Source organism: Streptomyces sp. NPDC048584 (assembly GCF_043199595.1).
Lineage (GTDB): Bacteria > Actinomycetota > Actinomycetes > Streptomycetales > Streptomycetaceae > Streptomyces > Streptomyces edwardsiae.
Genome location: NZ_JBICWF010000001.1, coordinates 824,396 through 850,677, shown reverse-complemented (window position 1 = coordinate 850,677; position 26,282 = coordinate 824,396). Strand labels below are relative to the sequence as shown.

Below are 26,282 nucleotides of genomic sequence, written 5' to 3'. Positions count from 1 at the left end.
ACATGTCTGCTGACACCACTGCCGTGGAGAAGACGGTGTGGCGCGCGCAGGGCACCGCCCGCCGCTCCACCCACACCCTGCGGCTGTACGTCTCCGCCGGACTCGTCGCCGTGACCGCCCTCGCGGTGCTGCTGCTGCCCCCGCTCGTCCAGCTCGACCAGCAGGCCGTCGACCTCGCCGCCAAACTCCTGCCGCCGTCCTGGTCCCACCCCTTCGGCACCGACGACGTGGGCCGCGACCTGCTGCTGCGCTGCGTCTACGGGCTCCGGGTGTCCCTGCTGGTGGGCGTGGTGGCCGCGCTCACCGCCACCGTGATCGGCACCGCCGTCGGCGCCACCGCCGGCGCGCTCGGCGGCTGGGTCGACCGTACGGTCATGCGCCTGGTCGACACCTTCTCCTCCGTGCCGCACCTGCTGCTCGGCATCTTCATCGTCGCCATGTTCCGGCCCGGCGTCTGGCCGGTGGTGATCTCCGTCGGCCTCACCCACTGGCTGTCCACCGCCCGGATCGTCCGCGCCGAGGTCCTCTCGCTGCGCTCCCGTCCCTTCATCGACGCGGCGGTCTCCGGCGGCGCCTCCCGATGGCGGGTCGTCGTACGGCATCTGCTGCCGGGTGTGTTGCCGCAGGCCGGCCTCGCCGCCGTACTCATGGTGCCGCACGCCATGTGGCACGAGTCGGCGCTGTCCTTCCTCGGCCTCGGGCTGCCCACCCACACGGCCAGCCTCGGCACCCTCGTCCAGGGCGCCCGCGGCTCCCTGCTCGCCGGACAGTGGTGGCCGACCCTCTTCCCCGGCCTGTTCCTGATCATCCCCACGCTCGCCATCGCCGGCCTCGCCGGGGTCTGGCGCGAGCGGATCAATCCCCGCCGTAGATCGGAGCTGTCGCTGTGACCGAGCGAGCCCCCGTACTGTCGGTGCGCGGCCTGTCCGTACGGTTCCTGCTGCCGGGCGGGCGCCGGATCGCCGCCGTCACCGACGCCCACTTCGACGTGGCGCCCGGCGAATGCCTCGTCCTGATCGGCGAGAGCGGCTGCGGCAAGTCCGTCCTCGCCTCCGCCCTCCTCGGCCTGCTCCCCGCCAACGCCCAGACGGCGGGCCACGCGCACCTCGGCGACCTGGATCTGCTGACCGCCGGCGAACGCGTCCTCGCCCGCACGGTACGGGGCCGCCGTATCGGCCTCATCCCGCAGAGCCCGGCCGCACACCTCACCCCGGTACGCACCATCCGCTCCCAGCTGGCGGAGACGGTCGCCCGGCTCACCGGCGTACGGGGCCGGGCCGCCCTGCGCGCCGCCGCCGAACAGGCCGCCGAACGGGCCGGGTTCCCACCGGGCCACCTCGACCGGTACCCCCATGAACTCTCCGGCGGTCTCGCCCAGCGTGCCGCCACCGCCCTCGCCCTGATCGGCGACGCACCGCTGCTCCTCGCCGACGAACCCACCACCGGGCTGGACCGCGACCTGGTGGACCGCACCGTCGACGAACTGCGCCGCCACGTCGACGCCGACCGGGCCCTGCTGATGATCACCCACGACCTCGCGGCCGCGGAACGCATCGCCGACCGGGTGGCGGTCATGTACGCGGGCCGCATCGTCGAACTGACCGCGGCGAGCGACTTCTTCGGCACGTCGGGTCCCAGGCACCCCTACAGCCGGGGCCTGTTGCAGGCCCTGCCGGACCGGTCCTTCACCCCCATCCCCGGCATGCCCCCCGAACTCGGCGACCTCCCCGAAGGCTGCGCCTTCGCCGCCCGCTGCGACCGTGCCACGGACGCCTGTACGGCCCTGCCGCCGTTCACGGGGTCGATCGCCTGCCACCACCCGGCCCCGGCACCCACCCCGGAGAACATCCGTGCTTGAACTGCGTTCCATCACCGCCGGATACGACCGCCGTGCCCCCGCCGTACGGGAGGTCACCCTCACCGTCTCCCCGGGTGAGGCCGTCGGTCTGCTCGGCCCCAGCGGCTGCGGCAAGTCCACCCTGGCGAGGGTCGCCGCCCTGCTCCACCGGCCGGACTCCGGGGAGGTCGTCCTCGACGGCACCCCCGTGCGCCACTGGCGCCACCGCGCCCCACGCGAACTGCGCACCGCCGTCGGCGTGGTCTTCCAGCAGCCCCGCCTCTCCGCCGACCCCCGGCTGCGCCTGGCCGACCTGATCGCGGAACCGCTGCGAGCGACGGGCCGGCGCGCTTCGGCCGAGGACCGCGTGGCCGAACTCGCCGACACCGTCGGCCTGACCCCGGACCTGCTCACCCGCCGCCCCCACGAGGTCAGCGACGGGCAGCTGCAACGCGCCTGCGTGGCCCGCGCGCTGGTCCTGCGTCCCCGCTGGCTGATCTGCGACGAGATGACCGCGATGCTGGACGCCTCGACCACGGCCGCACTGGTCGCGGTGGTGGAGGCCTATCGCACCTCGACAGGCGCGGGCCTCCTGGCCGTAGCCCACGACCACACCCTCCTGTCCCACTGGTGCGACCGCACCGTCCACTGGAAGACGGTCACAGAACCGCGCTGATCTACGCTTCCCACCCATGGAATTCTTCTGCTTTCACCGCGACCGGCCCGGATCCACGCCGTTGCGAGAGGAATCGACGCAGGCGCACTGGTCCTACATGGACGGCTACGAGAGGGAGTTGATCGCCCGCGGGCCGACCTTCGCCGACGACGGCGAGACGCTCACCGGCAGCGTGCACATCGTGGACCTGCCGGACGCCGCCGCAGCCCGGGCCTTCGCCTTCGACGAGCCCTCCTATCAGGCCGGCGCGTACCGCGACGTGCTGCTGCGACGCTGGCGGAACACGCTGGGCCGGACCATGTGGGAGTTCCCCGGCGGGCGGACGGGCGGACACCGCTACCTGGTGCTGGGCCTCGGCGCCGGACGGCCCGCCGACCTCGACGTCCCGTCCGGCCCGGCCGAACCCATCGCGTACGGGCCGCTGCTGTCCGACGACGGCACGGCCTGGCTGGGTACCGCGGCCCTGGTCCGCGCACCGGACCGGGACGCCGCGCGTGCCGTGCTGACCGCCGCCCGGTACGCGGTCGTCGAGGTCCACGACTGGGAGTTCGGCGGCCGTCGCTGACCACTCCCGCTCTCACGCCGGGTGCGCGGCGCGCGGCGGCTCGGGGCGCCCCGGCGCGGAGTCGGGCCGGCAGACGCCGCCGAGCCCCTGGAACACCGCCGTGACCAGCGCCCCGAGAGGGAGGGCGACCGTGCCGGCCACCGCGTCGCCCGCGGTCCGGGCGCAGCCGGACACCGGGCCTTCCCTCATGCGCTCGCACGAGACGGCGCCCCGTCATGGACCCCGGTGCCAGCCCTCGGCGCCCTCCATGAACTCCTCCTCGCCGAGCTCGTTGGCCGCGAAGCCGCCGAAGAAGCCCTCCATGAGCTCGTCGATGTTCACCTCGGTGGCGTTCGCCGGGGCCGTGGCCTTCTCGCCCTTGCCCAGGCGCAGTACCAGCGCGAACTTCTTGACCTTCGCCTTCTCGGCCAGCTTGGCGAGGTCCACCGACACCTCGGTCAGCTCGCCGTTCTTCAGCGTGAAGTCGGCCGTGACCTTCTCGTTCGGCGCGTCCTTGAGGTCCTTGGCCGTCGGTATCTCCGCCCCCGGCGGCAGCTCCTTCGCCAGCGGACCCAGCTCATCGAACAGCTCGGTCAGCAACGTCCGGAACGGCGCCGTGGCCGTGATGTGCTCGGTCCCGTCCGATCCCCCGGACGTCTTGAAGTCGACCTCCTGGGCGATGACCCCCCGCAGCGCCTTCACCAGCTTCTTCTGCGTCCCCGCGTCAAGCGTCGGCTCGGCCGAGGGCTCGTCGGGGCCCCCCTCTCCGAGCATCTGCTCACGGGCCCCCTCCATGTCCTTCACGGACATCTTGATCCACTCACCGCTCAGCACCTTCTTGAACGCTCCGGCGCTGTCCGGCAGCTCGTCCGCCGGCGGCATGGGGCTGCCGGACATCTTCCCGAGCGCCTCGGCGTCGAGACGGACGTAGAAGTGGTCGCCGACCAGCCGGTACTCGAGCAGGGCGGCACCGTCCGCGCCGCTGACCTTCATGGCCATGCCGGTGAAGTCCTTCTCACCGGAGTCCTCGAGCGGCTTCTTCGACTGCACGGAGAAGGAGAACCGCGCCTCGGCCAGCCACTCGGCGATCTCGTCGGGCATCTCCTCACCCGGCTCCGCGTCGGCGTCCAGCGCCTTCAGCGAAGCGGCGTCCGTGTCCAGGTCCAGCTCGAAGGAGAGCGAACGCTCCTTGCCGAGCTCCTCGAAGGCCTGGTCCAGCTTCTGCCCGGCCGACAGGTTCTCCACGGTGCCACAGGCGGCGGAACCCGCCAGCACGGCGGTGACGACGGCGGCGGCGGTCAGGGTCTTGCGCATGGCGGAAATGACGTCTCCTCATGAATACGACCAAGACGGTCACCCGCCAAGACCCACGAACCCCTCGAACGGTTGCACGCCGCAACCAAACCGTGTCCGACGGCCCACCGCCAGCTGTCGGAGCGCGGCCCAGCACCGGCCGTCCGCCCGCCGTTCAGCGGCGCTCCCCAGCGTGGTCACTTTCTGCTGCACACCGTTCTCGGAGCCACCCCGCCCTGCGCGGACTGGGCGTCCTGGACCTTCTGTACGTCCCGCAGGAGGTCGCCGATGCCGGCGTTCCGGCCGGAGGCAGCGCGGGCGACGGTCAGCAGGGCGGCCTCGTAGAACGCGTCCCGTACGGCGGGTGCCATGACGTCCGAGGCGTCCAGACAGCGCGGCCCCCGGGCGAGCCGCCGGGCGATCTCGCCCCTGACCGCGTCGTCCGGCGGTGTCACCTGACGGTTCGCGGAGAAGACGCGCCCCCGGTCGACCCACTCCTGCTGGCCCTTCTTCGAGGCCAGCTTCTCGATCAGGTCCCGCGCTTCGGGGCGGTCGCTGAGCAGGGCCGCGAAGTCGCCGGTCACCTCGTGCGCCTGGACCTGGCCGTCCCCCTCGGGCAGCAGCGGAGCGGAGTCGGTCAGACGGGCGCGGGGCGCGGCGGTCTCGTAGAGGGAGAGCGCGAAGGAGCCCTGATGCTCCAGCCCGCACGCCCTCTTGTCGTCGAACAGCAGCCCTTTGCCGCCCGGTTCGCCACGATGGTCGGTGAGCAGTGCCCGACGGGCCGCTTCAGGGTCCTGTCGGAGCAGACCGTCCCAGGCCTCCCAGGCGGTGCGCACCGAATCGCCGCTCCACCACTTCGACTTGCCCTTCCCGAGCGCCCACTTCTCGTAGGCGTCCGGGCCTGCCCCTTGCAGTACGAGGTCCTCGATCCAGTCGGTGCCCGGCCAGCCCGAGGTGCCGTCGTCCCCCATGCCGATGCACCAACTCACCAGCGGAGCGGATGAGGTGGGCGGCGTGTCACCCTCGCGGTACCAGACGATGCTCTTCAGGTCGGCCTTGACCGGGACCCAGTACACGGGGCCGGGGGACGAGGCGGGCGGCATCCAGGGGGCTTCGTACTCCTGCGGATCGTAGAGCTTGTCCAGCGGCTCCAGCAGGTCCCGTCCGGCGTACTCGGCGAGTTCACCGAGCCCCGGCATGATCACGATGTCCGGGGGGTCACCCGCCTGAACCTTGGAGAGCAGCACCTCCCGCAGGGCCGCCGTGCCCTGGTAGTGGAAGGGGATGCCGAAGCCGCGCAGCACCGTCTCGAAATGGTCCGCCTGCTCCGCCGTCCACGTCCCGAGGATGGTCACCGGCTTCTCGTCGTCGTGCTGCGACCAGACCACCACCAGGCCGACGGCCGTGATCAGCAGCATGACCACCCCGAACACCAGCATCGTGAACCGCCGGGTCACCATCGCCTCCAGTAGTCGCGGTCGAGCCGCAGTCCGAGCCCCAGCACGGGCAGCACCACGGCCAGCAGACTGCCGACCAGCGCACCCCGGTACACCGAGTCCGTCCATGTGCCGCCGGCCAGTTGCCGCCGGACCTCCTCGGACATCTCCGTGACGTTCCGCTGCGCCGCCTCCGTCGCGCCGCCCTGCCAGGAGGTCTCCGTGATCTGCCGCAAGTCCTCGAGCACGCCGTCGAGGGCGCTCTGGGTGGAGTACGCCGTCATCAGCGGGACCACGGCCAGCAGCACGGTGAGGACGAGGGCGGCGAGCAGATAGGGATTCCAGTCCCGGCCGCAGCGGTCGCGCAGCACGAACAACGCCGAGAGCAGCGTCAGCACCGCGCCGGACAACGCGATCTCGGCGGTCCACCAGCCGGCGTGCTGCCACCATCCCATGGCCGCGGTTGCCTCGGCGTGCTCCAACTGCGCGCTCTGCAGCACCTTCAGGCGCGGCGCGACCCCCACCTTTTCGCGGGTGAGCAGCGACTCGGCCTGCCGCAGCCGCTGTGTCCGCATGAGCGGATCGTCCCGGTAGAGGGACGTACCGCGCGCGAGGGAGTCGCTGTAGGTGGCGAGCAGCCCCTTGATCGTGCCGAGGTCCTGGTCGGTGCGGTCGGCGATCCGGGACAGGCCCTGGTCGGCGGCCGAGAGCTGGGACCGGTAGGCCTCGCCCGAGCCGGCGACGCCGATCAGCTTCTTCTTCACCAGTCTGGCGATCTCCTCGTCGGCCCGCAGCGCCGCGAGCCGGCTGGCGGCGAGTCCCTGGACGGCCGGTGCCTCCCGGGCCGCCAGGGCGTCGGCGCTCCGCTGGGCCTGACGGCCGGAGAGGAACAGGGCGGTCGCCGCCACCGCCGTGAGCACGAGCAGCACGACCAGATGCAGCTCCAGCAGCCGCCGGGTCCGCAGCCCGCTCAGGCACCGGCGCCAGAGCGCGGCGGGGGAGTACCGGAGCCGGAACGCGGCGGTCACAGCAGTTTCTCCCCGCACGTGATGCAGTACCTGGCCTCGGGGCCCGCCGGGGTGCGGCAGCCGCGGCAGCGCGGTCCCGGCCGGGCGGTGGCGGGGTCGGCCAGCGGCCCTGCGGGCCGGGACCCGGCCCGCAGGATCATCGGGCCGAGGGTGCCGGCGTCGACGCTGCGCAGCCTGACCCGCCCCTCGGCCGCGTCCTCGATATCGGCGACCGTGCGGATCTCGTCCAGCACCCATTCCGCGTCGAGCCGCACCGCCAGCCGGGCGGCCTGCCCCAACCGCTCCAGCGCGACATCCCGCCGGTTCTCCTGAAGGGCGATGAGCCCCCGGCGCAGCGCACTGCGCATCCGGGCGGTGGCGTTGAGGGTACGTACGCTGTCGGCGCCCGCCAGCTCCTGGAGCGGGGAGTGCTCGGGATGATGCCAGCGAGCGGTGACCGGGGCGTGCACGTCCCCGATGGACACCATGGCGAACTGCAGCTCCGTCTCCAGCGGGTCGGCGTCCGAGTCGGCGACCAGGGTGAGCAGATAGTCGCGCCGGCCCTGTTCCCACTGGTACGTCGGGAAGCTCCAGCGGTGCGGCCGGCCGCTCTCGGGCAGCCCGCCGAGCCGGTGCGGCCGGGGCGTCTTCTCGGCGAGCGACACCTGCCGTACGGAGGGCCGTACCGTCACCTCGATCGGCAACTGCGGTGTGTGCACCCGGCGCAGCCGCTGAATGGCCCCCGTGATCGTCTGCCCGAGCCCTTCGTCGATGAACTCGGCCGTACCGTGCAGCCGTTCGGCCAGCTTGAGCAGCGGGTCGGGCTTCCAGTCCACCCCCACGGCGAACACGTCGCATGTGAACTGGCCCGCGCAGGCGTCCAGTTCCTCCTCCAGCCGGTCCTCGGTGGAGAAGCTGCTGCCGTCGGTGATCAGCACCAGATGGCGTACGGACACCGGCCGGCCGGTGAGCAGGGCGCGCGCGCCGGCCACCCAGGCGGCATACCCGGCGGGACGCGGCCCCTCCCGGTGCAGCGGGAGCGAGCCCGCGACGAACGCGGCCCGGCGTCGTACCCCCTGGTCGGCGACGGCCCACTCGTCGTCGTCGCGCGGAAAGCACCGCACCGGTGCCGGCCCGCTGCCCAGCACGGTGAAGGAGATACGGTCGGGCAGCGCGCGCAGTGCCGCCGGCAGGGCGTGCCGGACGGCCGCCCGGTTGGACTCGGCGACGTCCACCGCGATCATCACGGCGAGCTGGACGGCGGGCAGGTCGGTGGGGGCGCCGTCGGCGGCCACGTCGACCCGCAGATGCGCCTCGATCTTCGCGCTGCGGTGCGGGCGCGGATCGCCGCCGAGATCGACGTGCAGCCGGATGCCCGGCTTCGACGGCCGGGTGGTGTGGCTGCTCATCTCCTGTTTCACCGCTCCTTCACCTTCGTCGCCGGGCACCGTTCCCCTCCCATGCGTCAGATCACGGTCTGTGGCCGTACCGCGTGCATCAGGTCCACGAGGTCCTGGCGCGCTTCGGCCTGGTGGTGTGTCGCCAGCCGCTTGTACTGCGTCTCCAGTTGCTCGCGCAACGCCCGCTCCGGAGCGCTCAGCCGGCGCAGGGCGCGGGCCGTGAGCCGTCCGGCACCGCTTCCCGGCAGGCCGGGACGGTCACTGAGGCCGTGCACCGCGTCCAGTTTCCACTCGAGGAGCTCGGTGCTCAGCCGCAGTGCCTCGTCCTCCGACAGACCCGGCTCCCCGTCGCCCGGACGCCGGCCCTCCATGCCCCGCAGCTCGGCCAGCGCCGCGTCGACCTCGGTGGGCACGGGCAGCGGATCACCGTCCCCGGGCAGCCGGGCCGCGCGGATCCGCAGGGACGCGATCCGGGCGACGGTGTGGTCCAGCGTCCCCGCCCGCACCCGGCCGAGCACGTCGATGGCCGTCCGCCGGTCACGCGCCCGCAGTGCCAGCCTGGCGAGCCCGAGGGCGGCGCCGCCGTGTGCGGGATTACGGGCGAACACCGCCTCGTACAGTTCCTCCGCCGTCGGCTCGGCCGTCGCGTCGCCGAGCCACTCCGCGCAGTAGGCGAGGGCCAGCTTGGGCGCGTACTCGCCGGGCAGTTCGAGATGCACCTTGTTGAAGTGGTCCCGGGCCTCGCCGACCTGGCGCGGGTCCTCGTCGAGTTCGGCGCCGCGCAGCGCGAGCAGGGCGCGGTGCCACTCCAGCCGCCACCGCCGTACGGCCGACGGTCCGGGGATGGAGTCCGCGGTGTCGAGTTCCTCCTGGGCCCGCTGCCAGTCGTCGGTGGTGTTCCGGCCCAGCAGGACACGCACGTTGTGCAGACTGATCTCCACCGAGTGCGGCCGCTCGTCCTCCTGCTCCAGGAGCCGGTCCGGGTCGTAGCCGCTGCTCACCTCGAACCGCGCGGCCTGCGGATCGCCCGGATAGGGCCTCGGCACCGGCAGACAGGCGGCGATCTCGGCGGGGGTGGGCGCGCCGAGGTCGAGGATCGGTGCCACGGGCGGCGCGTACCGGTCGCGGTGCGCCCGGTTCAGCCAGTGCTCGATGCCGGGCACCGCACCGAGCCGGGCGCCGAGCAGCCGGGCCGACGGCCGGAAGTGGTCGGAGGGCTCCGGCGGATCGCTCTTGCCGCGCAGCGCGCGGATCTCCCGCAGTGCGCCCCGCAGTTGGCCGACCATCTCGCGGGCGTCCGCGAAACGGCGGCCGGGATCGGTGCGTACGGCACGGTCGACCACCCGGTCGAAGGAGGCCGTGCCGAGACCGGGCACCTCGGTCACGGCCCAGCGGGCGAGCTCCCGCAGGGTGACGCCGACGGTGTGCAGATCGTGGGCGACCGTGGGCGCGGCCGACGTCCCGGTCTCGGGCGCCATGTAGTCGGCCGTGACATGGGCGGGCGGCAGGCTCTGCCCCTGCTCGCGCATCCCGCCGAGATCGATGACCTTGATGCCGTCCCGGTGGTGCACGACGTTCGACGGCTTCATGTCCCCGTACACGAACACCCGTTCACCGTCGGCGTGCAGATGCACGAAGGCCTCGAGGATCTGACAGCCGTACGCCGCGACATGCTCGATGTCGAGCACGGACTCCCCGCGCCGCACCTCCTCGGCGACCTTCGCGAGCGTGCCGTCGCCTACGTCGTCCATGACGATGTAGCCGCCGGTGACCTGCCCGCCGTCGTCCCCGCGGGCGACGAAGTCGCGGATCTGCACGATACGGGGATGCCGTATGGCGACGAGATTGCGGCGCTCGACGTCGGCGAGCCGGGCGCCGTCCTGCTCGTACCGGTTGAGCAGCCCCTTGACGGCGACGACGTCACCCAGATGGGTGTCCTCGGCGAGGTACACCCAGCCCTGACCGCCGTGCGCGATGGGACCCATGACCCGGTACTGGCCGCGCAGCAGATCGCCCTCGGCGAGTTCGGGCCGGTACGAGTAGCGCGCCCCGCACGCCGGGCAGAACCCCTCGATCGGCACGGGCCCCTCGGTGTAGGGCGGCGCGAAGACGATTCCGCAGCCCGCGGCCGAACAGCTCATCCGGATACGCAGCGGCGCCTCGGCCCGGATGAGCCGCTCCCCGGCGGGACGCGGCTCACGCTCGGGCAGTTCGAGAAGTTCACGTGGCCCGAACTCGCGTGTTTGCGCCGGTAGTTCCGGCAGACCTGGTCCGTCCTGCGCCCGCCCGCACGCGCCGCAGTAGCCGGTGGGCAGTACCGCGCCACCACAGGGGCCGCCGGAGAAGCGCCGGTGCGGACAGCCGGTCATCCTCGGGCTGCCTTGCTCAGATCGGCGCGCAGCGTCCTGATGAGCGCGCGCAGCCGGTTGAGCCGCTGCTGCGGATCCCGTACGTCATCGAGGAGCCGGCGCGTGGCCCGGTGCCGGTCGGCGGTCTCGGTCACGGAGCCGAGGGAGGCGCTGTTGACGATGTCGCGCTGGACGGCCCGGCCGAACTCCGCGCGCTGCAGGCGGTCGAGGAGGCCGTCCGCGTGCCGCAGCAGCGCGGGCAGCAGCAGAAGATCACGGGACGCGGTCCAGCCGGGCCCGCCCTCGTGACGGAAGACGAGCAGCAGCCGGAATCCGAACACCCGTAACCTGGCCAGAAGTTCGATGAGCGCCCCGGGCTGCGCCTCCTCGTCGAGCCCGTCCACGAGCACCGTGACCGGCCGCACGGGCGCACGGTCGCCCGCCCGCTCCGGCCGGCTCCTGGCGCCGCGCAGCCAGTCCCAGTACGCCAGGTACTCACCGGCGGGAAACGTCACCTGATCGAGAGCGTGGTCGATGAGGTCCGGCCTGCTGGCCCCGCCCCGATGGACGACATGGGCGCGGTGCGCCAGCTGCCGCAGCGAGCGCTCCTTCCCGCTCCCCGGAGCCACCACGGTGATCTTCACCGGGTCCTCGTCCGGATCGTCGAACCACCGGCCCAACCGCTCCTCGAACCCGTGATCCCAGGCCCCCGGCGCGCTCAACTCCTTAATGGGCGGTGAGAGTTCGGCAATGCGTTCGACGGGGATCAGATACGAGAAGGAGAGCCGGTTGTCCTCCGGCAGCGCCTCGCCCAGGTCCCCCCGCCAGCTCACGACGACGCCCACCACGCGCGCGGGCCGCCCCTCCTCCGGCCGGGTGCACACACCGGCACCGCTGAACCCGGCCCGCACCACCTCCGACCTGGTGACCGCATCGAGCTGCACACGCTCCCCGCTCGCTCCGCCGATGCGCCCCCACAGACTCATACCGTCGTCGAAGCCCTCCGCGTAACCGGTCGCGTACACCTCCATACCGCCCCACAGCCGGGTGTCCAGCGGAGCACGCCGCGCCTGCGGACGAGGGCTGTCGAGACGCAGCACGGCGACATCCTCACCATCGGCGGCCGCCGGCAGCCAGCCCCCGGGCAGGACCCGTGCGGACACCGGTGGCAGCCCGCCGTTCTCCGCGAACTCCAGCCACATGACGGCATCCGGCTCGCGCACCACATGCGCACAGGTCAGCGCCGTGTACTGGTCGACGAGCACGCCGGCGCCGCAGATCGGCCCGTGTGCGTCCTCGCGTCGCAGTCTGAGTCTCCAGTCCGCACGCAGTTCCCCCATACCGATTCACATTACGTGCAAAGCGTGGGACGTCCCTAGACTTGTGAGCAGGGTGTACCGGTCAATCAACCGAAAGTGGCGGTGTGTTGATATGGCGAACGCGGAACCGATCGGCTTGGCGGAGGCCATCGGCACGGTACGCGCGGAACTGGCCCGGGCCCAGGCCGAGGGCGCGCAGAGCGACTGGCGGTTCCATGTGGAGCAGGTCAGCCTGGAGTTCTCGGTCCAGTTCCACCGCGCCGGCGAGGGCGGAGCGGGCCTGCGCCTGGGCGTCGTCGAGGCCCGCCTGGGCGGCTCGGTGAGCCACGACGCCACCCACCGTATCGAGGTCACCCTGAAACCCCTTCCGCGCCCCGACGGGACGCATCGCGAGGTCGGCCGGTAGCCGGTCCCCTCATTCCTCCTCGGAGGATTCGGACATCGCCTCCAGCGTGGCCAGCGTCGGCGACGACAGCTCGGGATCCCCGCGGAACGACCCCGCGCCACCGGGCTTCGCCATCGGGAAGTTCTCGTAGAACTCCTCCACGGAGTAGCTTCCGTTGTTCTTCCGCAACGCGGCGCGCAGGACCTTGCCCGCTCCGGGGAAGCGGAGTTCCTCGGAATTGCGCGCCACGCCGTACAACACGGCGGCGGCACGTCGCGCTTTGCTGTCCTCCTGGAAGAGGCTCGCGGAGCCGGCGGCCAGCGAACCCGTCCCCACCGCGTCCGCGAGGGCCACTCTCTGCGCGGCGCTCAGATGCGGCAGCAGATGGGAGTACTTCTCCCAGTCCCGCCCCTCCGTCCCGGGGTAGTCGTCCTTCTTGCTCTTCACCACGGTCCCCAGGTCTCCCTGGTATCCCTGGTTCAGCGACACCGTGCCGAACGGCGTCTGCGGCTTGCTCCCGACCAGGGCGCTCTTCGCCGGCACTCCGCGCGCCGTACTGCGTTCGTTGGCCCGCTTCAGACGGGAGGCGCCGTCCGAGGCCTTCTCGACCGCCTCCTCGAAGGGGTTCTCCTCCGTACTGGTTCCGGCGGGGGCGAAACGCAGCGCGTCCTCCAACGCGAACTCGTAATCCATGTCGTCGCTCGACGCGTCGATGTCCCTGTCGTTCATCAGCTCATCGAAATCGTCGTCCCGCATGCGCTGGATCGTGGTGGACGGCGCGAGGGGTCCGCCCGCGATCCGCTGGACCGGGGCGTGGTCATGGTCCGCCAGCACCCGGCGGGCGTTCGCCTCGGCTTCCCGTTCGAAGGAGTCGGCGGGGTCGGAGATCCGCAGACCGCTGCCGTTGTCGGTGCCGGCGACCGGGCCCTGCCGCTGCTGGATGACATGGGTGAGCTCGTGGGCCAGGGTGTGCTTGTCCGCGCCGCCTTCGCCGACGACGATGTGGTGCCCCGAGGTGTAGGCGCGGGCGCCGACCTCGGTCGCGGAGGCCCGCGCCGCGGCGTCGTCATGAACGCGGACACCGGAGAAGTCGGCGCCCATCCGGGGCTCCAACTCGGCCCGGACGGCCGGATCCAGGGGCCGCCCGGGAGTCTTCAGCACCTCGTGCACTCCCGACCGCTGCACCACCGGCGAGGAATCGGGCCGCCGTTCCTCGAGCATGCGGCAGACGGCGGCGTTCCCGACGGAACGCTGAAGAGCCGACATCGCCGTCGGGCTCACGGCGGAGGACGACCGCCGCGCGCTCTCGCCGCCGGAACGGAGCTTCTCGTCGCCGGCCTGCTGGGCGGTCCGCTGAGCACGCATGTCATCCTCCGGTGACCTGATGTACCGAGCCTCCCAGTCTCGTACCCGACCGGCCCGGCATCCAGAGCCGGACGGACGAAACCGAGGGCACAACCCGTTGCCCGAACGGGCACATCCCGGCTGGGCGTGAGCCCTCGGGCGCTCGTGGCCTCTGCCCTGTTGAAAACGGTGAGCACCTTGTGCCTGATCGTCGCTTGCGCGTGGGATGTCGCGTGGTTCATGGCGCCAGCGTGGCGGCCGGATGCGTGCGGGCACGAGTGCCACGCCCCGCACGGAGAGTAGGCGTACGAACCGGCGGAAGCGGGCGGTGCGCAGGATTCCCGCGTTCGGCGGCCCGCCGGGTGACGGGCGAGGGGAGTGGATACTGGCCCCTCCACGCAGACACCGACGAGGAGCGCGACCAAGTGACCGGCGACCACCGCCCAGCACCGCCCACATTCGGCAGCGAACGCGACATGCTGCGGGCGTTTCTCGACTACCACCGCGCGACCCTCGCCATGAAGTGCGAAGGGCTCACCGACGAGGAGCTGCGGCAGCGGTCGATGCCGCCGTCCACCCTGTCGCTGCTCGGCCTGGTGCGGCACATGGCGGAGGTGGAACGCGCGTGGTTCCGCCGGGTGTTCGACGATCACGACGCACCCATGGTCTGGTCCGACAGGATCGACTTCCAGGCGGCGTACGACGCGAGCGCGTCGACCAGGGCCGAGGCGTTCGCGGCCTGGGAGGCCGAGGTGGAGTACTCACGCGGTGTCGAACGGGAGGCGGAGTCCCTGGACCGGGCCGGGTACCAGCCACGATGGGGCGAGGAGGTGTCGCTGCGGATGGTGATGGTGCACGTGCTCCTGGAGTACGGCCGCCACAACGGGCACGCGGACTTCCTGCGCGAAGGCGTCGACGGGACCGTGGGAGCCTGAGCCCGGGGTCGCCTTCGGTCGGGGACAGATTGGTCGGGGGGCCGTGGCTGACTCACACCTGCACGGTGACAGGGGGCTTCGCCGGCCGCCGGCAGAAGTGCGGCTCGACAGGCACAGGCCGGCCCAGCTGTACGAGGCCCCCTACGGTCCCTCTACACGCCCGAGGAGGCGCCCGGCCAGGCTGATCTGCTTCAGGTCCTCCGGTGTCCCTACGACCACGAGCCGGACTGGAGGCCCGCGGTCGCGGAACTGTGGGGCCCGTCGTGATCCTCCGTGTGCCCACCGTCCAGCGGCGCGGTCTCCGCGCCGAGCTGTGCGACCCGGGCGCGCCGTCCGCCGAACTCGGACGGCGCATTCTCCCCGCCGAGCGCCAATGGGCGGGGCGGCCGGCTCTGGCGGGACCGTTCACGAGGTGTCGGGGACCGGGCCATGAGCCGAGCGGGCCGCACCCTGGAACGGTGTGCGTCCTTGGCGTCAGTCGGTCGATGGCGTGCGGTCCGTGGGCCCACGGCCGGGAACCGAGGCGTGCTCCGGGCTCTGGGCGGGGGCGGGGACGCGGTCTGTGGAGGAGGGGGCGGCGAAGATCTCGTCGAGGGCGGTGGCGTCGATGGCGCGGTCGAACCAGAGATCCAGGAGCGGCATGTCCGCGCAGGTGATGACGCGCTGTCGGATCTCATCCGTCAGGGAGAAGCCGCGGCGCTCCATCAGGCGCAGCAGCTGTTCGGCCTTTCCGGCCACGCGTCCTTCCTGCCGTCCTTCCTCCTGTCCTGCGAGGCGGGCGTCGCCCACGATGGTGCCTTGCCTGGGGGTGAAGAGGGTTTCCATCAGGTTCCTCCAGAGTTTCCGGGCGTGCTCACTGCCCAAGCCGTCCTCGATCAGACCCGCCAGGTCGTCCCGCGCTTCGCGGTCCGTGTCCTGGGCCAGTGCCTCGCCCACCACCGTCAGTATGCCCTCGATGTCCGGGTCGTTGCTGTGGATCCACAGGCAGAACGCGGCGAAGTCCAGATCGGCCGAGGGGTCCTGGACCCGGTTCATACGCGGAACGTTCGCCGGGCCCAGTACGTGAGGCACGGTCACCTGGGTGGCGCGCCCCAGACCAGTGCGCAAAGGTCTGGTCGCCCATGCCGCCGTCGCCGTGTCCACGCACAGGACCAGCAGGACGACTTCGAGCTTGTACCGGTCACGCAAGTACGCGACGTAGTACGGCCAGGAGGTCTCCGTTTTCGAGGTAGCAGCCGTACGACATGTCGGCGCCCGAGCCCTCACCGCGTCCGGGAGTCCTCGGCCCCGTAGCCGAGGGCCTCGCGGTTGATGAAACGGTCACTGAGGTCGCGCACCGGCGTGGGAGCGGGCTTCCGCGCGGGGGACTTCTTCGAGGCAGGGGCGGACTTCTTGCCGCCTACCCGCTTGGCCGGTGCCGACTTCGCCTGCTTGGCGTTCTTCGCGGCCGGCGTATTGCGGGCCGCGTACTTCTTGCGGAGCTCCGAGAGTTGCTCGCGTTCTCGAACGGCCACGTTGCCGGGAAGGGCGTCGGTGAGGGCGCGGGCCCGGCTGAGCGCGTAACGCGCCGCATGCCAGTTCCTTTTGCCGATCGCCGCGCGGGCCAGGTGGAGGGCCTGCTGCAAGGCCTTGATCTTCGCAGGCTGCCGCCGGGGTATCTCGGACTCCGCCCCACTGCTCCGCCGCTGCCCGGCGGCACGGGTGCCCCAGTCCGTGCCCGAGGTCAGGACGACGACCGATCGGGGGTTGCTGCTCTGGCTTCGGCGTACCACGTGCGTTGGTTCCCAGGGTGAGCGACAGGTGTCGGACCCGCCCTCGGCGAACGGGCCCGGATGACTTGCAGGGAGCGTACACCACTGCGGACGCGCGTTGGCATTGTCAACGCGATTTATCCGTCCCGAAGGTGATTGTGGCGTACGCGTACGGCTCGCCCTCACGTGGTGCGCGGGACCAGGAGCGGGTGGTCAATTGCGGGAGTATGCCCTCGGTCAGGGCGTGCCGGGGGAGGGAGAGGGCGAACTCCTCCTCGACGGCCGCCAGCAGGCGGCGTTGGCGGTCGGCTTCGCCGACGTCGTGGAGGAGGCGGTCCGGGTCGAGCGCGTCGGGTACCGGACCCGAGCGTTCGACGTCCGTGCCGCGCAGCGTGTACGCGTACAGCTCCTCGCCCCGCTCGGCGACCGACAGATGGAACAGTCCGCCGTCGCCGTCGCGCGCGCGGCGTGCCCACAGCACCACGGCCCGGCCGTCGCGCGAGGCGGCCGCGGCCGGGGAGACGAAGAAGCCGTCGGGCGTCGATCTCCGCGGGGCCGCGTCGACGCCGAACGCCCACCCGGACTCCGTCCGGCCCACCGCGACCACGGCCCGGTCCTCCCACGGCGCCAAGTCGTCCCGCTGCCGGTAGTCGTAGGGGAACCACCCGTCGGGCAGGACGGGCGGAGCCGTCAGGCCCGTGCTCCCGTCCTCCCCGATCAGGCCGGGCAGTGCCTCCGGCTCCGCGCCCTCCACCCACAGACACCGGTAGGAGTCGTACGGGGTGTCCCACCGCGCGGGCTCCGCCAGCCAGCACAGTCCCGGCGGGTCCAGGTCCGGCACCGGGCGGGGCGGCCGGCCGGACCGGCCGGCCCTAGGTGTGGCCAGCAGCTCGAGACCGCGCTCCCGTGTCACCACCGGGCCCAGCACGGGGTCGCCCAGCAGACCGAGCGGCGCCAGCAGGTCCGGTCCCGGCGGTGACCACGACGGCAGCGCGGCCCGGATCGTCCGCCATGCCGCGTCCGTGTTCCCCCGCCTCGCCGACTCCCGCGCCTCGGCCACCGCCCGGCCGAACGCGCCGCCCGGCGCGTAGCGGTAGGACCGGTCGCGTATGCGGGTGAGGATCACGTCCGCGGCGGCGGTGATGTCGTCAGCGGTCCCGGCACCCAGCAGGAACCGGTGGGGACCGGGGCGGCGGCAGGTGTCCCGCAGGTGCCTGGCGGCCATGACGGGGACCAGTTCGTCCGTGTAGAGGGGGTCGGCGACGAGTTCGCCGAATCCGTGGCCCCCACCGCTGTGCGACAGCGCCGCCAGCTGGTGCAGCATGCCCCGCGCGCGGGGCCGTCCGTAGCGCTCCGCCTCCGTGAGGAGCTCCCGGGCCGTCTCCCACCTCCCGCTCAGCGCCTCGTCCCGGGCGCGCTCCACGTCCGCGTCCAGGGCCCGGGTGGTGTCGTTCACGAAGCCGGGTACGCTCGCCCGGCCGGCGTGGAAGTGCTCGTACATCCGCTGCATGTACGCGCCGAACGACGGATACCGGTCCGGGAGTTCACCGCTCCACCCCTTGTAGACGTACAGGGCCCACTCCCCGTCCTCGTTCGTGTCACCGGGATCCAGCAGGGCGTAGGACATGTCCGAGTCCGTCTCCAGCCGCAGTGCCCGCCGCCACATGCCGGCCAGCAGCACCTCCTCCTCGGTCGAACGCCCGGTCAGCCCCTGCTCGTAGAGCGGGGTCATGTCGAAAGGATCCCCGAACCAGTCGATCTCGTGCGCCGCGCCCAGCCGGTGGACGGACCCCTCGTCGAGCCGCCAGCCGTTACTGGCCGCGAGGAACCGCCGGTACGACGGAGGGAGCCGCACACCCAGGCGCTCCTCGGCGGCGGCCACCTGCGCCTCCGTCGCGGGCGCGGCGGCGAGCGCGAGGTCGGCCAGGGTCACGCCGCCCTCCGACAGGTCCTCTACGTCGTCCTCGCCCGGAACCCATTCCTCCTGCCAACGGCGGAGGAACTGCTGCCAGTCGATACGGTTCCCGGTGGTCTCGATCACGGGCCGATTGTGGCAGCCGGCACTGACAGCCGAGGGTGGCGGGCACGGCCGTTCGCCGCTGATCAAGGACCAGCCATTCCGAGTCCCCAAGTCGCGGCCGGAGCGACGGTTTCCGGCCGATGCGTGTCCGGGCTGTTGCCTTGCCCACCCGGGCGGTGCCTACAGTTGCGCCGCTCAGGGGGAGTGGACCAGACCATTCCTCGCCTGAGGGGCAGTCATCGCCGATGCGTATGACTGGTCGTCACCCGGGCGGGGCAGATCACTCCTGGCATGCGTGCTGACGTGGGCATGGCAATCGCGTGGAACCATGAAACGGGAGTGGATTTGAAGGTGCAGAGAAACGCTCGAAGAAGGATCGCGGGCCTCGCGGCCATCGCGCTCCTGACCGGGCTGGTCCAGGCCGCTCCGGCCCTGGCGGCCCCCGAACCACCGTCACCGGAACCCGACAGCAGTCGCCCCGCGGAGCCGGCCGCCCGGGTGCAGGACCCGGGCAAGAGGCTGGGCAAGGACTGGAAGTCCTCCGCCGACCGGGCCGTGACCACGGCGACGGACGCGGGCGGGCTGAGGATCCTCGTCGCGGACAGCAAGGACGCCTATCAGTGGCGGACGGTCGCCACCCTCGCCGAGCCCGGTATGCCCGCGGACACGTGGATCGGCAACGCGTGCGTGATGGACCGGGACCATGTGGCCGCCGTCTACGCGCCGCGTACGTTCACCAACAAGCCGGACCTGATGCAGGGCGGCGCGTTCACCGCTGTCGTCGACGTGAAGACCGGCACGGTGACGAAACTTCCGTTCACCGCCTCGCTCGCCTACTTCGACCCGACCTGCAACCCCGAGACCGGCACCGCCGCGTTCACGGCCTTCCGCGATGACAGGACCCGGCTGCTGACGGTCACGACCAACGGAAAGACCACCGCGGACGCCTCCGTGAACGGGCAGGTGACCTCGGCCGTGCCCGTCGACGACGGCCTCGTCGCCGCACGGGGACACGACCTCGTCCACTTCAGCCCCTCCGGGAAGACCCGCACCCTGGCCGGTGCGGACGGCGTCCCCTTCCAGATCCGTCCCACGCGTGACGGGGTCGCCTTCCTGGACCGCTCGGGTGAGAAGGCCCGGGCGCGGCTGTGGACCGGGAGCGGTGAGCCGTCGACGCTGGCGTCCGGCAAGGTGGGAGACATCGCCCTCGAACAGGGGGTGGGCGGGCGGGTGTTCCTCACCGGGCAGGCGGCGAAGGCTCCTGTGGCCGGCAGCGGAGTGACCGTCCTGGACGTGCCGGCCGACACCGCTGTGTCGAGCCACGGCAGGCTCGCCGTCGAACCCGTCCTCGGCCCCGGCGTACGCACCGGCCTGGACCACATCAAGAACGCGGGCAAGGGGTTCACCAAGTCCGAACCGTCCCCCGACACCGCCCGCACCGGGCAGGGGCCCGCGGCCGCGACCGCCACACCGCTGACCGTCGAGAGCACCGCGACCACCACCGGCGAGAAGCTCACCCAGACGGTCCCGGACACGACCGCCACCACCGGCAAGGAATCCTTCTCACCGGCTCTCCCCGCCAACGGCAAGCAGAGCGCGCGAGCCGCACTGGCCGCCGACGCGCGGGCCAACAACCCCGTCGACACCGACCGTTGGTGCTCCGTCCCGCGCAACGACGTCAAGGCGCTCGCCCTTCAGCCGACCCCGAACCAGGTCGAGTGGGCCGTCGACATGGCGATCCGCGGTGAACTGCGCGCCCAGTGGATCAAGCAGGGAGGCTGGCGCTCCCAGACGGGGCTCGGCACCATCGACCCGCAGGGCCTCTTCCCGCCGCCCACGCTGAAGGGCGGCGGACGCATCCCCGCCCAGGTGCTGCTCGGTGTGCTCGCCCAGGAGTCGAACCTGTGGCAGGCCGAATCCGGCTCCGTACCCGGCCAGATGGGCAACCCGCTGGCCGCGATCGCCGGGTTCTACGGCCACGACGGCGAGACGTCCGACGAGTACTGGCGCATCAACTGGAACAAGTCGGACTGCGGTTACGGCGTCGGCCAGGTCACCGACGGCATGAGGCTCGCCGGCTACGAGAAGGAGGGCGAGACCTCCCTGGCGCCGAACGCGCAGAAGGCCGTCGCCCTGGACTACTCGGTCAACATCGCCGCGTCGATGTACATCCTCGCGGACAAGTGGAACCAGATCCACACCTCGGGCCAGACCATCACGGTCAACAACGACGACCCGTCCAAGCCGGAGAACTGGTTCGCCGCGCTGTGGAACTACAACCTGGGCTTCAACCCGAACAAGGGCGACGGCAAGCCGTGGGGCCTGGGCTGGTACAACAACCCGGCGAACCCGTTCTACCCGCCGTCACGGCACCCGTTCATGAGCGACCCGCGTGACGCCGCGAAGCCCCAGAACTGGCCGTACGAGGAGAAGGTGATGGGCTGGGCCGCCTGGTCCATGGACACCGGCTACTCCTACGGCACCGACGGACGGCAGGACTGGCCCGGTGAGTCCGGGTTCGCCAGTGCCGGTTTCCGGCCCGCCTGGTGGGTCAACCCGGGGCAGCGCGACCGGGTGAAGCCGCCGCTGGACGCGTTCTGCAACTCCACGAACAACTGCGACTCCGCCAACCCGCCGGACTGCCCCGACGCACAGTGCTACGAGAAGTACTGGTGGCGCGGATCGAACGTGACGTGGAAGGCGAACTGCGACGCCGACTGCGGCAACGAGAACATCAAGTACGTGACACTGCGCGAGGAACCGGGGCGCGGCTTCCGGCTGCAGTACGGCAACTCGGAGTGCGGCGCCGCCCCGGCCGGGGCACTGATCGTGGACTCCCTCCCCGACAGCACCCAGACCTACAGCGACTGCGGTTCGTCGGGCACCGACTCCGGAAGCTTCCAGTTCACGTTCCATCCCAACCCGGCGGCGACCGGACCGGGGCTCGGCCCGTACGAGGCCAAGGGCGACCTGCACCAGATAGGCGGCGGACACGGCGGCCACTTCTGGTACACGCACACCCGCGACACCGCCCATCTCGGCGGCTCGGGCGGCCGGATGACCATCGACGGCACCTGGACCCTCGGCAGCAGCGTCGAATGGGCCCGCGTCTACGCGCACATGCCCGACACCGGGGCGCACACCCAGCAGGCCCACTACGTCATCAAGGGGGTCGAGGGCGGCGACCGCGACCGCTACATCAACACCCGCTTCGGTGAGAACACCTGGGTGGAGCTGGGCGTCTACCGCTTCACCGGCACCCCGCGAGTGGAGCTGACGAACACCACGGAGGACGGCACCGCGGACGAGGACGTCGCCTGGGACGCGGTCGCCTTCCAGCCGCTGTCGGGCAAGCCGAAGCACATGGTCGTCGCCATGGGCGACTCCTACACCTCCGGTGAGGGCTCCGGGAGTTACTCGCCCGAGTCCGACCGGGGCCACGGCAAGAGCAGCTGGAACGCGTGCCGGCGCGGCGACAACTCCTGGCCGCGCAAGGTGAAGCTGCCCGGTCAGAGTTCCAGCATCGGCACCCTCTCGGACGGCAGCAGCACCGCCGTCGACTACCTGGACGTCAGTTGCTCGGGCGCGCACACCTGGCAGCTGACCTCGGGAGACCCCACACCGTGGGGGAAGATCGGCAACTACCATGAGAAGAGCCAGCTCGACTCCGGCGTCCTCAGTGACGACACCACCCTGGTCATGCTGACCATCGGCGGCAACGACGGCGACAACTTCACCAACGCCGTGACCAATTGCTACGTCATCGGGGTGTGCGATCCCGACGACTACAAGGGCAAGGTCGACACGGCGGTCGCGGACACCGAGTCGGTCATCCACCAGATCGCGGGCGCCGCGTCGAAGGCGCAGATCGTACTCATGGGCTATCCCCGGCTGGTCAGCGAGGACAAGTGCACCGCGGTCAACTCCGCGCTGAACGAACTGGCCGACTATGTCCGGGACAAGCAGAAGGCCAAGGTCGAGGAGCTGAAGAAGGCCGGCGTCAAGGTGGAGTTCGCCGACGCGATCCCCGCGTTCCGGGGCCACGGGGTCTGTGACAGCGACGAGTGGATCAACGGCGTCGTCGCCGGCCCGAACGGCGACGGAGACTTCCACGACGGCGACCCGGCCAACCAGGCCCCGTGCCTGCCCTGGCCCGGGGAGAACATCTGTGCCAGCCTCGAGTCGTTCCACCCGAAGAACGCCGGCACCACGGGCTACGCCGGGGTGATGAACCAGAAGCTGGCCGACATCGGATACAAAGGCAGTTAGTGGGATCTGACACAACCGGCAGTGCGGTGGTCACGAGGCGGGCGACCGGCCTCGTGACCACCGGCTGTCTCACCGTACTGGCCGTGCTGATCGTCGTCCTCGGCACCGTGGCCTCCTGGCTGTGGTATCGCGCCTGGCACGACGGGAAGACCAACGACGAGCGCAGGGAAGCGGCGTACGCCTCGGTCCGCCAACAGGCCCGTGACACGGCGGACGAAACGGCCCGCGCCCTCGGCACGGCCGGCACCACCGACGCCGACGCGCTCACGGAAGTGATCTGGCGGCACTCCGAGGCCCCCGTGATCACCTACGACGCGTCCCGCCACGAGTTCACGGCCACGGCCATGAGTCACGCCGAATACCCCAGGAAGGCCATACTGCACGGCGGTGGGCCCGACATGGTGAGCCAGTGTTTCGTCGTCGCCTACACCCGGCACCCCGGCCGGGCGTGGACGTCACGCGTGTCCGAGCGGGCCGCCGACGCGTGCCGTCCGGGCACCGGCATCAGCGGCGCGGTCGACCTCGCGCGCACCCGCATCGCGAACATGCACACCGAGGACCTGACGCGGGCCGGAGTGCGGAAAGCCCTCGACCCCACCGGACAGCGGCGCACCTACGACGTCAGGAGCGCGGCACACGAGGGAGACACCGCGACCGTCTCCCTCCTCGTCACGGCCCCGGACGCGACAACCGCCCAGTGCTACCGCTTCACCCGTCCCGTCCAGGACGTCAGCGGCCCGAACCCCGCGACAGCGGTCCCGGCACTCTCCTGCTGAGCTCCCGCCTCGTCGCACCCCGAGCCCGACAGGGGGCGGCCTCCGGTCGTCACCGAGCCGAGCCGCGGCGCGGTCGCCCGGGGCCCCCGTGAGGGGTTGTCGTCCGACGGCTCCCGGCCGTGGCGCCTGGCCGGCCTGGCGTGTGCCCTGCACCTGTGCCGCGCCGGATGGCGGGGCCCTGCTGGAGGCGTCCGACGGTGTGGGCGGCCGCCCGGAGAGCCGGGGCGCGAGAGGGCGGGCTCCTCAGTCGCGGCCGCGGGCGTGCTTGAACCGCGCGAGCCCGTCGGCGAGGTCGATGACCGGTTCCGGATAGTCGAGTGCGTCGCGCCGGTCCGCCGGGAGGCGCCAGGGCTCGTGCACCTTCCTCCCCTCCACGCCCGCGAGTTCGGGGACCCAGCGGCGTACGTAGCTGCCGTCCGGGTCGAACCTCCTGGCCTGGACGAGGGGGTTGAGGACGCGGTGGGGGCGGGTGTCGGTGCCGGTGCCGGCGACCCACTGCCAGTTCAGCTGGTTGTTGACGATGTCGCCGTCCACGAGGAGGTCCAGGAAATGCCGGGCGCCGATCCGCCAGTCGACGTACAGCGTCTTCGTCAGGAAGCTCGCCACCAGCAGGCGCGCGCGGTTGTGCATCCAGCCCTCGTGGCGCAGCTGGCGCATGGCCGCGTCGACGACCGGATAGCCCGTCCGGCCCTCCCGCCATGCGGCGATGTCCTCGGCGGCGTCGTCCTCGTTCCGCCACCGGTCGTGGCGCGTGCGGTAGTCCTCGGCCGACGCGCCGGGCCGGGCGGCCAGCACCTGGTGGTGGAAGTCCCGCCAGCACAGCTGGCGTACGAACGCCTCCGCGCCCGGCCCGCCGTGTTTCCGGGCGTGGTGCACCAGCTCCACGGGTGACAGCGCTCCGAAGTGCAGGTACGGCGACAGCCGGGACGTGGCGTCACCCGCCAGGTCGTCGTGCCGGTCCCCGTAACGGGACAGTCCGGAACGCGACCACTGTGCGAACCGGTCGCGTCCGGCCGACTCCCCACCGGTCGGCAGACCGGGCGAGGCGCCGGCCGGCTTCGCCCGGTCCGGCGGCGGCTCGCCGCGCATCCCGCCGGGGACGCGCACGGTCCGCGGCGCGGAGAGCGGCTCCCTCAGCGGCTCCTGCGACCAGCGGCGGAAGTACGGGGTGAACACGGCGAAGTGGTCGGAGCCGGCGGGGGTCACCGCTCCCGGGGCGACAGCGGTGATCACCGTCTCGTGTACGCGCAGTACGGTACCGGTGCCGCGGAGTTCCTCGCGCCGCCGCTCCTCCCGGCGGTGGGCGTACGCGGTGACGCCCGCGGCCATGTGCACCTCGGTGGCTCCGCACTCGGCGGCGACCTCGCGGACCTCACGGACGACCGGTCCGTTCCGGATCAGGAGCCGGCCGCCGCGGCGGCGCAGCGAGGCGTCGAGGTCGTTCAGGCAGTCGGCGAGGAAGGCACTCCGGTTGGGCGAGTCGAAGCCTGCCGCGTGGATGCCGGGATCGAGTACGAACAGCGGCACCACCTCGTCCGCCGCCTTCAGCGCGGCGCGCAGCGGGAGATGGTCGTGCAGACGCAGGTCCGAGGTGAACAGGACGACCGCGACGGTCATGGCGTCACTCCTGGCGCAGTGATACGTGAACGGGTGCCTCGTGCTCCACGCCCCGTCGGGGACGCCGGCGCCGGATGCGTCGCGGGCGGCGCGGGACGCGAGGGGAACCGCCTGCCCAGTCCTGCCTCCAGGACCGCCGTCATGGGCACACGCGCCGGCCGGCCGCGCCGGCTCCCGCGCGTCGCCCGAACGCTCAACCGGACGGACCCCCGCGGCCCGCCGCCTGGTCGGCCCGGCCGCCGGCGCCGAGCAGTCCCGTCGCCGAGAACGGCTCCGCCGCCGCGAGCCGCGGCAGTTCGCGCCGGGACAGCCAGGTGACGACCGGCGGCATCGCGGCCCGCACGAACTGGGTCGAGCGCAGCCACCGGGGGACGTACACGGACGCACGGCGACGCTCGACGGCGGTGACCAGCCGCCCCGCCACGTAAGCGGCCGGGAACACCTTGCGTGCCGGAGCCGGCATATGCCCGCGCAGCTCCCGCAGCACCGCGTGCTCGTCGGCGTCACGCACCATGTCGGTGTCCGTCCAGTTGATGTAGGCGATCCCCACGCCCACCCGCCGATGGGCGACCTCGGCCCGCAGCGCGTGGGCGAACGACTCCACCCCCGCCTTCGACGCGCAATAGGCGCTCATCATCGGTGCCGCGCCTATCGACGCGAGTGACGCCACTTGCAGGAGGTAACCGCGCGTATCGATCAGGTCGGGCAGGAACGTGCGCGCGGTGATCGCGCTGCCGATGAGGTTCACCTCGACGACGCGGCGCCAGACGGCGGGATCCGACTCGGTGAACGGACCGCCCTCCGCCACCCCCGCGTTCGCGACGACCACCGAGACAGGCCCGAGCCGGGCCCGGATCTCGGCACCGACCCGGTGCATGCCGAGGTCGTCGGTGACATCCGCCTCCCAGCACACGGAGGTCCCTGTCGGCAGCGAGTCCCTGACCCGGGCCAGTGTGCGCTCCTCCCGGCCCAGCAGCGCCACCCGCGCGCCCCGCTCGACCAGTACCTCCGCCATCGCCGCCCCGAGGCCGCGCGCGGCCCCGGTCACGACGGCGACGCGACCGGCCAGAGGCCTGCGGACGACCGGCATGGCTGCCCCCTTTCCGCGGTGAGTCTGTCCGGCCCACGCTAGACGTCTTCCGGCAAGGGGGCATGTCAGCCGCTCCCTGACGGCCCGGCCCGGCTCCGGTACCGGAGGAAGCGGAAGCCTGCGCGCTCATGACGGTCGGTCTCCGTCGACACTCGCGCACTCGGCCGAGAGCCTGAAGTCCGTGAGCGAGGACACGGCGCAGGAGAACGAGGGTCGCGCGACCTTCGAACTCGTC

General features: G+C 71.9%; 21 protein-coding genes. 8 read left to right on the top strand and 13 right to left on the bottom strand.

Annotated features, from left to right (window positions below; genetic code table 11):
- Nucleotides 1-2: 2 nt before the first annotated feature.
- Genes ACGFR9_RS03595 through ACGFR9_RS03580 form a run of 4 tightly spaced genes read left to right on the top strand, consistent with a single transcriptional unit; the run spans nucleotide 3 to nucleotide 3,078 of the window.
- A complete protein-coding gene (locus tag ACGFR9_RS03595) occupies nucleotides 3-890 on the top strand; it encodes an ABC transporter permease (RefSeq protein WP_393202537.1) in 888 nt (295 codons plus the stop codon).
- Entirely contained in the window at nucleotides 887-1,858 is a 972-nt protein-coding gene (locus ACGFR9_RS03590) for an ABC transporter ATP-binding protein (protein WP_393202535.1), read from the top strand. The genes ACGFR9_RS03595 and ACGFR9_RS03590 overlap by 4 nt, the downstream gene beginning before the upstream one ends.
- On the top strand, nucleotides 1,851-2,513 hold the full coding sequence (locus ACGFR9_RS03585; RefSeq protein WP_393202533.1) for an ABC transporter ATP-binding protein: 663 nt from the start codon (nucleotides 1,851-1,853) through the stop codon (nucleotides 2,511-2,513). The genes ACGFR9_RS03590 and ACGFR9_RS03585 overlap by 8 nt, the downstream gene beginning before the upstream one ends.
- A 16-nt stretch (nucleotides 2,514-2,529) precedes the next feature.
- Nucleotides 2,530-3,078: a YciI family protein gene (locus ACGFR9_RS03580; protein WP_393202531.1), complete on the top strand. Its 549-nt coding sequence runs from the start codon at nucleotides 2,530-2,532 to the stop codon at nucleotides 3,076-3,078.
- 12 nt (nucleotides 3,079-3,090) lie between these two features.
- Here ACGFR9_RS03580 and ACGFR9_RS03575 read toward each other — a convergent pair whose 3' ends face one another.
- The 7 genes from ACGFR9_RS03575 to ACGFR9_RS03545 form a co-directional block, all read right to left on the bottom strand.
- Nucleotides 3,091-3,267 carry a hypothetical protein gene (locus ACGFR9_RS03575; RefSeq protein WP_393202529.1) on the bottom strand — a complete coding sequence of 59 codons (177 nt, stop codon included), beginning with the start codon at nucleotides 3,265-3,267 and terminating at the stop codon, nucleotides 3,091-3,093.
- Between the two features lie 24 nt (nucleotides 3,268-3,291).
- Complete coding sequence (locus tag ACGFR9_RS03570) at nucleotides 3,292-4,371, bottom strand: hypothetical protein (protein WP_393202527.1); 1,080 nt, start codon at nucleotides 4,369-4,371, stop codon at nucleotides 3,292-3,294.
- Nucleotides 4,372-4,547: 176 nt separating this feature from the next.
- Nucleotides 4,548-5,807 (bottom strand): ABC transporter substrate-binding protein, encoded by a 1,260-nt coding sequence (locus ACGFR9_RS03565; RefSeq protein WP_393202772.1) that lies wholly within the window; start codon nucleotides 5,805-5,807, stop codon nucleotides 4,548-4,550.
- Nucleotides 5,804-6,814, bottom strand: coding sequence for a hypothetical protein (locus tag ACGFR9_RS03560; RefSeq protein ID WP_393202525.1), 1,011 nt, complete (start codon nucleotides 6,812-6,814; stop codon nucleotides 5,804-5,806). The genes ACGFR9_RS03565 and ACGFR9_RS03560 overlap by 4 nt, the downstream gene beginning before the upstream one ends.
- Nucleotides 6,811-8,202: a hypothetical protein gene (locus ACGFR9_RS03555; RefSeq protein WP_393202523.1), complete on the bottom strand. Its 1,392-nt coding sequence runs from the start codon at nucleotides 8,200-8,202 to the stop codon at nucleotides 6,811-6,813. Before ACGFR9_RS03555 ends, ACGFR9_RS03560 begins: the two co-directional genes overlap by 4 nt.
- 56 nt (nucleotides 8,203-8,258) lie before the next feature.
- Nucleotides 8,259-10,562 carry a tetratricopeptide repeat protein gene (locus tag ACGFR9_RS03550; protein WP_393202521.1) on the bottom strand — a complete coding sequence of 768 codons (2,304 nt, stop codon included), beginning with the start codon at nucleotides 10,560-10,562 and terminating at the stop codon, nucleotides 8,259-8,261.
- Complete coding sequence (locus tag ACGFR9_RS03545) at nucleotides 10,559-11,881, bottom strand: serine protease (protein WP_393202519.1); 1,323 nt, start codon at nucleotides 11,879-11,881, stop codon at nucleotides 10,559-10,561. Before ACGFR9_RS03545 ends, ACGFR9_RS03550 begins: the two co-directional genes overlap by 4 nt.
- Nucleotides 11,882-11,972: 91 nt before the next feature.
- Here ACGFR9_RS03545 and ACGFR9_RS03540 point away from each other — a divergent pair, with 91 nt between their 5' ends.
- Entirely contained in the window at nucleotides 11,973-12,266 is a 294-nt protein-coding gene (locus tag ACGFR9_RS03540) for a trypco2 family protein (RefSeq protein ID WP_393202517.1), read from the top strand.
- A 9-nt stretch (nucleotides 12,267-12,275) separates the two neighbouring features.
- Here ACGFR9_RS03540 and ACGFR9_RS03535 read toward each other — a convergent pair whose 3' ends face one another.
- A complete protein-coding gene (locus ACGFR9_RS03535) occupies nucleotides 12,276-13,610 on the bottom strand; it encodes a DUF4157 domain-containing protein (protein WP_393202515.1) in 1,335 nt (444 codons plus the stop codon).
- A gap of 404 nt (nucleotides 13,611-14,014) precedes the next feature.
- Here ACGFR9_RS03535 and ACGFR9_RS03530 point away from each other — a divergent pair, with 404 nt between their 5' ends.
- Nucleotides 14,015-14,524, top strand: a complete 510-nt coding sequence (locus ACGFR9_RS03530; protein WP_393202513.1) for a DinB family protein — start codon at nucleotides 14,015-14,017, stop codon at nucleotides 14,522-14,524.
- A 474-nt stretch (nucleotides 14,525-14,998) separates the two neighbouring features.
- On the opposite strand, the gene ACGFR9_RS03525 is transcribed toward ACGFR9_RS03530, so the two are convergent.
- The 3 genes from ACGFR9_RS03525 to ACGFR9_RS03515 form a co-directional block, all read right to left on the bottom strand.
- A complete protein-coding gene (locus tag ACGFR9_RS03525; protein ID WP_393202512.1) occupies nucleotides 14,999-15,712 on the bottom strand; it encodes a hypothetical protein in 714 nt (237 codons plus the stop codon).
- A gap of 74 nt (nucleotides 15,713-15,786) precedes the next feature.
- Nucleotides 15,787-16,296, bottom strand: a complete 510-nt coding sequence (locus ACGFR9_RS03520; protein WP_393202510.1) for a hypothetical protein — start codon at nucleotides 16,294-16,296, stop codon at nucleotides 15,787-15,789.
- A 106-nt stretch (nucleotides 16,297-16,402) separates the two neighbouring features.
- Nucleotides 16,403-18,316 carry an SMI1/KNR4 family protein gene (locus ACGFR9_RS03515; RefSeq protein WP_393202508.1) on the bottom strand — a complete coding sequence of 638 codons (1,914 nt, stop codon included), beginning with the start codon at nucleotides 18,314-18,316 and terminating at the stop codon, nucleotides 16,403-16,405.
- Between the two features lie 330 nt (nucleotides 18,317-18,646).
- Here ACGFR9_RS03515 and ACGFR9_RS03510 point away from each other — a divergent pair, with 330 nt between their 5' ends.
- Complete coding sequence (locus ACGFR9_RS03510) at nucleotides 18,647-22,564, top strand: SGNH/GDSL hydrolase family protein (protein ID WP_393202506.1); 3,918 nt, start codon at nucleotides 18,647-18,649, stop codon at nucleotides 22,562-22,564.
- Nucleotides 22,564-23,340, top strand: a complete 777-nt coding sequence (locus ACGFR9_RS03505) for a hypothetical protein (RefSeq protein WP_393202504.1) — start codon at nucleotides 22,564-22,566, stop codon at nucleotides 23,338-23,340. Before ACGFR9_RS03510 ends, ACGFR9_RS03505 begins: the two co-directional genes overlap by 1 nt.
- Nucleotides 23,341-23,583: 243 nt before the next feature.
- Here ACGFR9_RS03505 and ACGFR9_RS03500 read toward each other — a convergent pair whose 3' ends face one another.
- The gene (locus ACGFR9_RS03500) at nucleotides 23,584-24,957 is read right to left on the bottom strand and encodes a cryptochrome/photolyase family protein (RefSeq protein WP_393202502.1); all 1,374 of its coding nucleotides are present in this window, start codon (nucleotides 24,955-24,957) and stop codon (nucleotides 23,584-23,586) included.
- A 193-nt stretch (nucleotides 24,958-25,150) separates the two neighbouring features.
- The gene (locus ACGFR9_RS03495) at nucleotides 25,151-26,047 is read right to left on the bottom strand and encodes an SDR family oxidoreductase (RefSeq protein WP_393202500.1); all 897 of its coding nucleotides are present in this window, start codon (nucleotides 26,045-26,047) and stop codon (nucleotides 25,151-25,153) included.
- Nucleotides 26,048-26,282 lie beyond the last annotated feature (235 nt).